A 10,782-nucleotide genomic window follows, 5' to 3' on the forward strand; every position below is an offset into this window, starting at 1 on the left:
ATACACCTGTACCCATGCCGAACACAGAAGTTAAGCCCTAGAACGCCGGAAGTAGTTGGGGGTTGCCCCCTGTGAGATATGGAAGTCGCTTAGCTTTAATCCGCCATAGCTCAGTTGGTAGTAGCGCATGACTGTTAATCATGATGTCGTAGGTTCGAGTCCTACTGGCGGAGTAGTTAAGAAAAAGAGGTTTAGGCCTCTTTTTTTATATAATTAATAATCTATTTTGAGTTATTTGGTGTGAGATATTTTTTGCTGAGTAAAGTTTCATAGCCCTCCGTTTTCGAGCAAGGAGATCTTTTTAGTACTTTAATCGAGGGTAGCGAAGAGGCTAAACGTGACGGACTGTAAATACGCTCCTTCGAGGGTTCGCATCCTTCCGCTTCCATTATCTTAATTTTTGAAATTTAGGTAGTAGATTTCTTCCTATTCTGTCAACTTTTCCTATTTATTATCTTTTTGAGGTTAGTATTTGAGCAATTCAGGATTTAATAATAACTGTTTATAATTTTTTGTTAGAATAAGCTTATAAAAAGTAAAGGAGTGTATGCTTATGTTACAAAAAATTTATGAGCAGATGATGGATTTTTATAGAAACATTGAAGAAGAGTATGCTACTTTCTTTGATAATAGTTGGGAATGGGAACATTTTCATTTTAAATTTTTGATTTATTATTTAGTTCAATATGATATCTGTCGTCGTAGGGATTTTATTGTTTACCATTATCGTGTTGCTTATCGTTTGTATCTTGAAAAGATGATAATGAAACAAGGTTTTATTGCTTGTTGAGACAGCATGAGTTAATTTCCGAACAAATTTAACTTTTTGTGGGGAAATAATGATAAATAGCCGGAATTTTTTCTAAATCATTTTTTAATAGTTGGAAATAGCAAATCTTTCTATTGTTTCTTCTTGATAAAAAGGCGATTTTTTCTTATAATAAATTGTAAGATATAATTGCGGGTGAGATTCCTGCCATGTATGTGAGAAAGGAAGAGCCTGAGGGCTCAGACAAGATTATGACTTCAGTTGTTGTTGTAGGTACCCAGTGGGGTGATGAAGGTAAAGGGAAGATTACAGATTTCCTTTCAGCGAATGCAGAAGTGATTGCACGTTACCAAGGTGGTGATAATGCAGGTCACACGATTGTGATTGATGGTAAGAAATTTAAGTTGCACTTGATTCCATCTGGGATTTTCTTCCCTGAAAAAATTTCTGTTATTGGTAACGGAATGGTTGTAAATCCTAAATCTCTTGTAAAAGAGTTGAGCTATCTTCATGAGGAGGGTGTGACAACTGATAACTTGCGTATTTCTGATCGTGCGCATGTTATTTTGCCTTATCATATCGAGTTGGATCGCTTGCAAGAAGAAGCTAAGGGCGACAATAAGATTGGTACTACAATTAAGGGAATTGGTCCAGCTTATATGGACAAGGCTGCTCGTGTTGGGATTCGTATCGCCGATCTTTTGGATAAAGATATTTTCCGTGAGCGTTTAGAACGTAACCTTGCTGAAAAGAATCGTCTTTTTGAAAAATTGTATGACAGTAAAGCAATTGCTTTCGATGATATTTTTGAAGAATATTACGAATATGGTCAACAAATCAAGAAATATGTGACAGACACATCTGTTATTTTGAATGATGCGCTTGATAACGGTAAACGTGTGCTTTTTGAAGGTGCACAAGGTGTTATGCTAGATATCGACCAAGGTACGTATCCATTTGTTACGTCATCAAACCCTGTAGCTGGTGGTGTTACGATTGGTTCTGGTGTTGGTCCGAGTAAGATTGACAAGGTTGTTGGTGTATGTAAAGCCTATACGAGTCGTGTTGGAGACGGTCCTTTCCCAACTGAGTTGTTTGATGAAGTGGGAGAACGTATCCGTGAAGTCGGTCATGAATATGGTACAACAACTGGTCGTCCACGTCGTGTGGGATGGTTTGATTCAGTTGTGATGCGCCATAGCCGTCGCGTTTCTGGTATTACTAACCTTTCATTGAACTCTATCGATGTTTTGAGTGGTTTAGATACAGTGAAAATCTGTGTGGCCTATGATCTTGATGGCCAACGTATTGATTACTATCCAGCTAGTCTTGAGCAATTGAAACGTTGCAAGCCTATCTATGAAGAGTTGCCAGGTTGGTCAGAAGATATTACCGGAGTTCGTAATTTGGAAGATCTTCCTGAGAATGCGCGTAACTATGTTCGTCGTGTGAGTGAATTGGTTGGCGTTCGTATTTCTACTTTCTCAGTAGGTCCTGGTCGTGAACAAACAAATATTTTAGAAAGTGTTTGGTCGTAAGAGATTTTTAAGATTTGTTTAAGATAGGTCGGGTATACTATAGACAGTTACAAGAAGACCTCCTAACTTGTTGTAACAAATATCCTAAACTTTTCTTTTTCATAATAATCTCCCTATAGAGTCACCGCATTCGGTGGCTTTTTTTGTGTTGGGATTCATGATATAATAATAAAATCGACAAGTAGGAAAAGGGAAAAGAGATGGATTATACGCTTGAAGAAAAAGAAGTCTTTATGAGGGAGGCTTTGAGAGAAGCTGAGATTGCCTTGGAACATGATGAAATTCCAATTGGTTGTGTGATTGTCAAAGATAGGGAAATCATTGGTCGTGGGCATAATGCACGTGAGGAATTGCAGCGAGCGGTTATGCATGCGGAGATTATGGCTATAGAGAATGCGAACTTGAGTGAGGAGAGTTGGCGCTTGCTGGATTGCACGCTTTTTGTGACCATTGAGCCTTGTGTCATGTGTAGTGGGGCGATTGGGCTTGCCCGTATTCCAAACGTGGTCTATGGGGCTAAAAACCAGAAATTTGGCGCTGCTGGGAGTTTGTACGATATTTTGACAGATGAGCGTCTCAACCATCGTGTAGAGGTTGAAACGGGAATTTTGGAAGATGAATGCGCAGCTATTATGCAGGACTTTTTTAGAAATAGACGGAAAAAATAATTTTTCTTTTAAAATGAATAGGAATGTGATATAATAAATAGTGGAGCAACAGTTCTGCGTGAAGCGGGTCAGGGGAGGAATCCAGCAGCCCTAAGCGATTTGAATTGTGTGCTCTTTTTTTCGTGCTTTTTCCGAATAAATAAGATAGAATAATCTAGAATAAATGATAATAGAAAAGAGAAAATTATGAAAATTCGTGGTTTTGAATTGGTTTCGAGTTTTACAGATGAAAATTTATTACCCAAGCGTGAGACAGCGCATGCGGCTGGTTACGACTTAAAGGTTGCTGTGCGCACAGTTATTGCTCCAGGAGAGATTGTCTTGGTTCCGACAGGGGTTAAGGCTTATATGCAGCCGACTGAGGTTCTATATCTCTATGATCGCTCTTCAAATCCTCGTAAGAAGGGCTTGGTCTTGATTAACTCGGTTGGGGTCATTGATGGGGATTATTATGGAAATCCTGGGAATGAAGGGCATATTTTTGCTCAGATGAAGAATATCACAGACCAAGAGGTTGTTCTTGAAGTTGGAGAACGTGTTGTCCAGGCTGTCTTTGCTCCTTTCTTAATTGCAGATGGAGATGCGGCTGATGGCGTTCGAACAGGTGGATTTGGATCGACTGGGCACTAGGATGAAAATTATCTTTGTACGTCATGGAAAGCCAGATTATAGTATGCTTGATAAACTTGAAAATCCGCGACTCTATAGTGGTTTTGGTCGTGATTTAGCACCATTGACAGGAAAAGGTCGAAGTCTGGCAAAAGAAGTTGCTAAAACTGCATGTTTTGGAAAGGCAGAGATTATTATTTCATCGTCTGTGACGAGGGCTTTAGAAACAGCCCATTATATAGCGGTTGAAACAGGATTGGACTTATTTGTGGAGCCGTTTTTTCATGAGTGGCGTCCAGACTTAGATAGTACTAACTCTGATTTAACTAGTGTATTGGTAGCTCATGAATATTATCTAAAACATCAAGGAGGTTTACCTGAAGATTCTCCTTATCGCTATGAAACTGCTCTGGAGATGCGTCATCGTTTTTTAAGAACTTTGGAAAAATATAAAAATTATAAAACTATTATCATTGTAACTCACGGAATGCTCATGCGTCAGTTTGTGCCAAATGAGAAGATTGATTTTTGCCAAGTGATTGAGTGTGAGTTAGAGATATAGAAAGAGGTTTATCATCGCAAAGAAAAAAGCGACATTTGTATGTCAAAATTGTGGGTATAATTCCCCTAAATATCTGGGACGATGTCCTAACTGTGGGTCTTGGTCTTCCTTTGTAGAAGAGGTTGAGGTTGCCGAGGTCAAAAATGCGCGTGTGTCTTTAACAGGTGAGAAAACCAAGCCCATGAAACTGGCTGAAGTGACCTCCATCAATGTCAATCGAACCAAGACAGAGATGGAGGAATTCAACCGTGTACTTGGAGGCGGAGTGGTACCAGGAAGTCTCGTCCTCATAGGTGGGGATCCTGGAATTGGGAAATCAACCCTTCTCCTACAAGTCTCAACCCAGTTGTCTCAAGTGGGGACTGTTCTCTACGTCAGTGGGGAGGAGTCTGCCCAGCAGATTAAGCTACGAGCAGAGCGCTTGGGTGATATTGATAGCGAGTTTTATCTTTATGCAGAGACCAATATGCAGAGTGTTCGAGCTGAGGTGGAGCGCATCCAGCCAGACTTCCTCATTATTGACTCAATTCAAACCATTATGTCTCCTGAGATTTCAGGGGTGCAGGGATCTGTTTCTCAAGTGCGTGAGGTGACGGCTGAGCTTATGCAACTGGCCAAGACCAATAACATTGCCATCTTTATCGTAGGTCATGTGACCAAGGAAGGAACCTTGGCTGGTCCTCGTATGCTAGAGCATATGGTGGATACGGTGCTTTACTTTGAAGGGGAGCGCCACCATACCTTCCGTATTTTAAGAGCGGTCAAAAACCGTTTTGGTTCCACTAATGAGATTGGGATTTTTGAGATGCAGTCGGGCGGATTGGTTGAGGTACTCAATCCGAGTCAAGTTTTCCTAGAAGAGCGTTTGGATGGGGCGACTGGTTCGTCAATCGTTGTGACCATGGAAGGGACGCGTCCGATTTTGGCGGAGGTTCAAGCTTTGGTAACACCGACTATGTTTGGAAATGCTAAGCGTACGACGACAGGACTTGATTTTAATCGTGCGAGTCTGATTATGGCTGTTTTGGAAAAGCGGGCAGGGCTTCTCTTGCAAAATCAAGATGCTTATCTCAAATCTGCTGGCGGTGTCAAATTGGATGAACCTGCCATTGACTTGGCTGTTGCAGTTGCCATTGCTTCGAGCTACAAGGACAAGCCAACCAATCCTCAGGAATGTTTTGTGGGAGAACTGGGCTTGACAGGAGAAATTCGGCGTGTGAATCGTATCGAGCAGCGTATCAACGAAGCCGCTAAGCTGGGATTTACCAAGATTTATGTACCGAAGAATTCTTTGACAGGAATTACTCCGCCTAAGGAAATTCAGGTCATTGGCGTGACAACGATTCAGGAAGTTTTGAAAAAGGTTTTTGCTTAATCTGTGACAAATCCTCTTAAAAATGATAAGATAGGAGAAATATTTGACTATCAAATTTTCAAGGAGGGAATCGTGTCGTATTTTGAACAGTTTATGCAAGCCAATCAGGCTTATGTTGCCCTACATGGGCAGTTAAATCTGCCACTTAAACCCAAAACAAGAGTGGCTATTGTGACCTGTATGGATTCACGTTTGCACGTGGCGCAAGCTCTGGGCTTGGCACTTGGGGATGCTCATATCTTGCGGAATGCAGGTGGTCGAGTGACTGAGGACATGATTCGTTCGCTAGTTATTTCCCAGCAACAAATGGGGACAAGAGAGATTGTGGTATTGCACCATACAGACTGTGGTGCTCAGACCTTTGAAAATGGGCCTTTTCAGGAGTATTTAAAAGAGGAACTAGGTGTCGATGTGTCAGACCAGGACTTCTTGCCCTTTCAAGATATAGAGGAGAGTGTACGTGAGGACATGCAACTCCTTATCGATTCTCCCCTAATACCAGATGATGTCATTATCTCTGGTGCTATTTACGATGTGGATACAGGAAGTATGACAGTCGTAGAATTATAAATACTTCATATAGAAAGAAAGTGTATGAAGAAAAACAGCATTTTATTTATTTTTATTTTATTGCTATGTATTGGTTTGCAGTATGAAACAATCTACTATACGGATGGTTCGATGTCAGGTGCAGAATATGGCCTAATGGGAGTTTCTATCTTTCTAGCTCTCTTTTACATGATTCCGGCTCTTTATTTCCTTTTCCGTATTGGGAAAAAATGGGAATTGCCAAAGAATGCCTTGATTTTGTCTTTATTGGGTGGGATGTTCCTTTCAGGTTGGCTGTCTAGCTTTGCTAATACCTATATCCATGATTTACTGGGTATTCTTTTCCCAGATAGTGCATTTTTAAATGCCTTTGAAAGTGCGATTGTGGCTCCTTTGGTAGAAGAACCGCTTAAATTATTGCCACTTGTCTTTGTTTTGGCTTTGATTCCTGTACGAAAATTAAAATCTTTGTTTTTACTTGGAATTGCTTCTGGTTTGGGATTTCAAATGATTGAGGATATTGGCTATATTCGTACGGATTTGCCAGAGGGCTTTGACTTTACTATTTCGAGAATTTTAGAGCGTATCATCTCAGGAATTGCCTCTCACTGGACTTTTTCAGGTCTGGCTGTAGTAGGTGTTTACTTGCTTTACAGAGCTTATAAAGGGCAGAAGGTTGGCAAGAAAGAGGGGCTTATTTTCCTAGGTTTAGCCTTGGGAACTCATTTCTTGTTTAATTCTCCTTTTGTTGAATTGGAGACAGAGTTGCCTTTAGCGATTCCAGTGGTTACGGCTATTACTCTCTATGGTTTTTATCAGGCTTATCGTTTTGTTGAGAAGCACAATGAGTTGATGAACTAGAATATTTTTTAAAAGAATGATGTAAGGGTACAAATATGGTGCCCTTCTTTTATTTTTGATTGAAAAATAGTGCAAAAAGCGCTACAATGGTAAATGGAAAAATCTTGTGAAAAGCACAAGCGATACATATATACCGGAGGAAATCATGTCTTTTTCTGATTTAAAGCTGTTTGCCCTTTCTTCTAATCAAGAATTGGCAAAACGTGTAGCGCAGGAGATTGGGATAGAGTTGGGGAAATCAAGTGTTCGCCAATTTTCAGATGGAGAGATTCAGGTCAACATCGAAGAATCAATCCGTGGGAAACACGTCTTTATCCTACAATCAACTAGTTCGCCTGTAAATGACAATCTGCTTGAAATTTTGATTATGGTAGATGCTTTGAAGCGTGCGAGTGCAGAATCTGTCAATGTTGTCATGCCTTACTATGGATATGCACGTCAGGATAGAAAGGCGAGAGCGCGTGAGCCAATCACTTCAAAACTTGTTGCAAATATGCTTGAAGTAGCTGGGGTAGATCGTTTATTGACAATCGACTTGCATGCTGCGCAGATTCAAGGATTCTTTGATATTCCTGTGGATCATTTGATGGGAGCTCCTCTGATTGCAGATTATTTTGAGCGTCGTGGTATGGTTGGTTCTGACTATGTGGTTGTCAGCCCAGACCATGGAGGGGTGACTCGTGCTCGTAAGTTGGCAGAATTTTTGAAAACATCTATTGCTATCATTGACAAACGTCGTAGTGTTGATAAGATGAATACCAGTGAAGTCATGAACATCATCGGTAAGGTAAAAGGCAAGACTTGTATCTTGATTGATGATATGATTGATACAGCTGGAACCATTTGCCACGCGGCAGATGCCCTTGCGGAAGCTGGTGCTGTTGAAGTCTATGCAAGCTGTACGCACCCAGTTCTTTCTGGGCCAGCTATGGACAATATCCAAAAATCAGCTATCAAGAAATTGGTGGTTTTGGATACTATCTACTTGCCAGAAGAGCGCTTGATTGATAAGATTGAGCAGATTTCAATCGCTCATCTCCTAGGAGATGCTATCGTACGTATCCATGAAAAACGCCCACTTTCTCCACTTTTCAGTATTGAGAAAAAGATTTAATGCCCAAGCCTGAGATGATTCTCAGGTTTTTTTCATCTCTTTTCCGAATAAATAGATAGAGCCAGATAATCTAGGAAACCTAGATTTAAAACTGTGGTATAATAAAAGGAGGAAGAGGATGATTCTAAGACATCCGGGCATCAGCCCGACCAACGATTTGGTTGCTAAGAAAATCTTTAGCAATCCAGAAATCACTTGTCAATTTATTCGCGATATGTTGGATTTACCAGCCAAAAATGTAACCATTTTGGAGGGGAGCAATATTCATGTCTTGCCATCCCTGCCTTACTCGGCTCAGGATTTCTATACCAGTATAGACGTCTTGGCGGAGTTGGACAATGGCACCCAAGTGATCATTGAAATTCAGGTACATCATCAGAATTTTTTCATTAATCGTTTATGGGCTTACCTGTGCAGTCAGGTCAATCAAAATCTCGAAAAAATTCGTCAACGAGAATGTGATACTCACCAGAGTTACAAACACATCGCTCCCGTTTATGCCATTGCAATCGTGGATAGCAATTATTTCCAAGATGACTTGGCTTTCCATAGCTTTAGTATGCGCGAGGACACGACAGGTGAGGCTTTAACAATTACAAACAATGGACAAGAAAATCATCTAGTAAAGATGGCTTTCTTAGAACTAAAAAAATATAGAGAAACCAGCAAGGATAGCGTTCGCAAACCGTGGTTGGAGTTTTTCGGCAACAAACCCTTTACCCAACAACCCGAGCGAGCTATCAGCCAAGCAGACCAACTGCTGGACTATAAGAGCTGGTCTGAGGAGGACAGGAAGATGTTTAGTCAACTACGTATGCGTGAGGAACAAGCCTTGTTAGCACAGGACTATGCCTTGGAAACTGCTAGGGCAGAGGGGCTGGAACAAGGTATTGAACAAGGTTTAGAGCGTGGGAAAGTTGAAGGAAGTTTGTCTATGCTATTAAATCTAGTCCGTCAAGGTCTTCTGACTTCCGAGGTTGCGAGCGAACAATTAGGCATGACGGTCGCAGAGTTTGAGGTCTTGTTATAAGGTCATATTTTAAATAGTAGAAAGTTGATGAAATGGCAAGTTCTTATCAAAAAACTTGCCATTTTTACTTGACATTTAGAAGTGTTTATAAGATAATACCATAGACGTGAGTTCTGTCCAACTGTCTATGTGGATTAGATATGAATGATTTTACTCAAGGACCAGAAGTTTGTGAGATTTTCACTTGGAAAATGCGGTATTTGACGGGTATTTTTTCTCACAAAAATGTTTTTTTCACCTTTTTTTCTAAAAATAGGTAAAAACTTTAAAAACTAGAAGAAAACCCTTGACAAATCCTGTAAATATTTATATACTGTATGGTAGTAAGATAGTCTTACGAAAAAATATATAATGAAAAATGAAGGAGATAAAACGATGAAAAAAGTTTTATTGACAAGCGCAGTTGCTCTTGCAGCATTCTCAGCAGTTTCAGTAGTTTCAGCAGCAGATAACTATGTACGTAAAGATCCAGGTATCCGTGGATTTGGTTCAACTAACAACCCAAATTCAAAAGTTGAAGATAAATATGGACATGCAGTAACTATTGTAAAACAAGTTGATGCAGAAGTAAAAGAAGATGCTGACGGTGTTCGCCACGTTGCTGCTGAAGTTCAAGTACAGGCTGATGGATCAAAAGCAATTGTAGAAACAAATCTTTCAGCTGTTTCAGGTAAAACAATCGGAACACAAAGAATTGTTCTTTACTCAGACGGATCAACATCATCAACTTTCACTCCAAGTGAAAAAGCGGATGCTCCAGCTCAAAACCCATACGCTGTAAGAAACCGTATTGGTAAAGATGGTAAACCTTTACCAGATGTATATGGAAATGGTACTCATGTTCGTGTGCATGTTAAAGATGTACAAGGTAACCCTGTAGCTGGTGCTAAAGTAGCTGCTTTGGTATACGCAACAGTAGAAGACTTTGACAACCACAAAAAACCAGCTTTGATTGAAGCAACTACTGATGCAGCAGGTGATGTTGAGTTTGCTGTTAAAAACGGTGGTTATGTAGTTTACCGTGTTGATGAAGCTCCAAAAGGTTACTTTGTTCCTGCTAAACTTACAGTAGGTACTCTACTTGATGCAGAAGAAGTTGTCCGTGAAGGTTCAGACATGTTTGTTAACGGTGAGTTGACAATCGAAAAAACTGACACTTATAACGTTGCTCGTACTGAGTGGGTTCAAGGTGAAAACGGATGGCACTACTTCGACAACAACAAACAAGCTACTGGTTGGAAACAAATCGACGGTAAATGGTACTTCTTTAACGCTGAAGGCGTAATGCAAAAATGGTGGGTTAAAGATGGTAACACTTGGTACTACCTAAACGGATCAGGTGCTATGGAAACTGGTTGGTTGCAAGACGGTGGTAAATGGTACTACCTTGAAAACTCAGGTGCTATGAAAGCTAGCCAATGGTTTGAAGTTGCTGGTAAATGGTACTACGTTGACGGTTCAGGTGCCCTTGCAGTTAACACAACTGTAGGTGGATACACTGTAAACGGAAACGGTGAATGGGTTAAATAATCTAGTTTAATCAAAAAAGCAGGAGATTTCTTCTGCTTTTTATTTTTTACATAAAAAGTTCAGTTTTTCTTAGAATTTTTTTGGCTCTTTGTCAACTGTAGTGGGTTGAAGAAAAGCTAAGCTCGAGAAAGGACAAATTTCGTCCTTTCTTTTTTGATATTCAGAGCGATAAAAATC

At 40.3% G+C, this 10,782-nt stretch carries 11 protein-coding genes, 1 tRNA gene, 1 rRNA gene and 1 other RNA gene; all 14 read left to right on the forward strand.

The features are described from left to right. A 5S ribosomal RNA gene (gene rrf, locus B7703_RS00070) occupies window positions 1–94 on the forward strand; the annotation flags it as partial. 5 nt (window positions 95–99) lie between these two features. Then, a tRNA-Asn gene (locus B7703_RS00075) sits at window positions 100–173 on the forward strand. A gap of 380 nt (window positions 174–553) precedes the next feature. Beyond that, window positions 554–790: a sigma(X)-activator ComW gene (gene comW / locus B7703_RS00080; protein WP_084923134.1), complete on the forward strand. Its 237-nt coding sequence runs from the start codon at window positions 554–556 to the stop codon at window positions 788–790. A gap of 230 nt (window positions 791–1,020) precedes the next feature. Continuing rightward, on the forward strand, window positions 1,021–2,307 hold the full coding sequence (locus tag B7703_RS00085; protein ID WP_001832534.1) for an adenylosuccinate synthase: 1,287 nt from the start codon (window positions 1,021–1,023) through the stop codon (window positions 2,305–2,307). Window positions 2,308–2,507: 200 nt separating this feature from the next. After that, window positions 2,508–2,975 (forward strand): tRNA adenosine(34) deaminase TadA, encoded by a 468-nt coding sequence (gene tadA / locus B7703_RS00090; protein ID WP_023948303.1) that lies wholly within the window; start codon window positions 2,508–2,510, stop codon window positions 2,973–2,975. A gap of 32 nt (window positions 2,976–3,007) precedes the next feature. After that, window positions 3,008–3,105, forward strand: an RNA gene (ffs, locus tag B7703_RS00095) — signal recognition particle sRNA small type. 56 nt (window positions 3,106–3,161) lie between these two features. Further along, window positions 3,162–3,605, forward strand: coding sequence for a dUTP diphosphatase (locus B7703_RS00100; protein ID WP_000701987.1), 444 nt, complete (start codon window positions 3,162–3,164; stop codon window positions 3,603–3,605). Window position 3,606: 1 nt separating this feature from the next. After that, the gene (locus B7703_RS00105) at window positions 3,607–4,146 is read left to right on the forward strand and encodes a histidine phosphatase family protein (RefSeq protein ID WP_084923136.1); all 540 of its coding nucleotides are present in this window, start codon (window positions 3,607–3,609) and stop codon (window positions 4,144–4,146) included. Between the two features lie 13 nt (window positions 4,147–4,159). Next, the gene (radA, locus tag B7703_RS00110) at window positions 4,160–5,521 is read left to right on the forward strand and encodes a DNA repair protein RadA (RefSeq protein ID WP_077804517.1); all 1,362 of its coding nucleotides are present in this window, start codon (window positions 4,160–4,162) and stop codon (window positions 5,519–5,521) included. Between the two features lie 72 nt (window positions 5,522–5,593). Continuing rightward, window positions 5,594–6,091: a beta-class carbonic anhydrase gene (locus tag B7703_RS00115; RefSeq protein ID WP_004240973.1), complete on the forward strand. Its 498-nt coding sequence runs from the start codon at window positions 5,594–5,596 to the stop codon at window positions 6,089–6,091. A gap of 24 nt (window positions 6,092–6,115) precedes the next feature. After that, the gene (locus tag B7703_RS00120) at window positions 6,116–6,931 is read left to right on the forward strand and encodes a PrsW family intramembrane metalloprotease (RefSeq protein ID WP_084923138.1); all 816 of its coding nucleotides are present in this window, start codon (window positions 6,116–6,118) and stop codon (window positions 6,929–6,931) included. A gap of 145 nt (window positions 6,932–7,076) precedes the next feature. Beyond that, window positions 7,077–8,045, forward strand: a complete 969-nt coding sequence (locus tag B7703_RS00125) for a ribose-phosphate diphosphokinase (protein WP_084923140.1) — start codon at window positions 7,077–7,079, stop codon at window positions 8,043–8,045. A 118-nt stretch (window positions 8,046–8,163) separates the two neighbouring features. After that, window positions 8,164–9,075, forward strand: coding sequence for an Rpn family recombination-promoting nuclease/putative transposase (locus B7703_RS00130; protein ID WP_084923142.1), 912 nt, complete (start codon window positions 8,164–8,166; stop codon window positions 9,073–9,075). A 375-nt stretch (window positions 9,076–9,450) separates the two neighbouring features. Continuing rightward, entirely contained in the window at window positions 9,451–10,605 is a 1,155-nt protein-coding gene (locus B7703_RS10130) for a hypothetical protein (protein ID WP_275655641.1), read from the forward strand. The last annotated feature ends 177 nt before the right edge of the window (window positions 10,606–10,782 follow it).

The sequence above is a fragment of the Streptococcus mitis genome (assembly GCF_002096735.1).
Classification (GTDB): Bacteria; Bacillota; Bacilli; order Lactobacillales; family Streptococcaceae; genus Streptococcus; species Streptococcus mitis_CZ.

Bases quoted from the DNA above. Each gene is read 5' to 3' on its own strand.
- comW (WP_084923134.1), top strand. From the start codon at position 554: ATGTTACAAAAAATTTATGAGCAGATGATGGATTTTTATAGAAACATT.
- B7703_RS00085 (WP_001832534.1), top strand. From the start codon at position 1,021: ATGACTTCAGTTGTTGTTGTAGGTACCCAGTGGGGTGATGAAGGTAAA.
- tadA (WP_023948303.1), top strand. From the start codon at position 2,508: ATGGATTATACGCTTGAAGAAAAAGAAGTCTTTATGAGGGAGGCTTTG.
- B7703_RS00100 (WP_000701987.1), top strand. From the start codon at position 3,162: ATGAAAATTCGTGGTTTTGAATTGGTTTCGAGTTTTACAGATGAAAAT.
- B7703_RS00105 (WP_084923136.1), top strand. From the start codon at position 3,607: ATGAAAATTATCTTTGTACGTCATGGAAAGCCAGATTATAGTATGCTT.
- B7703_RS00120 (WP_084923138.1), top strand. From the start codon at position 6,116: ATGAAGAAAAACAGCATTTTATTTATTTTTATTTTATTGCTATGTATT.
- B7703_RS00125 (WP_084923140.1), top strand. From the start codon at position 7,077: ATGTCTTTTTCTGATTTAAAGCTGTTTGCCCTTTCTTCTAATCAAGAA.
- B7703_RS00130 (WP_084923142.1), top strand. From the start codon at position 8,164: ATGATTCTAAGACATCCGGGCATCAGCCCGACCAACGATTTGGTTGCT.
- B7703_RS10130 (WP_275655641.1), top strand. From the start codon at position 9,451: ATGAAAAAAGTTTTATTGACAAGCGCAGTTGCTCTTGCAGCATTCTCA.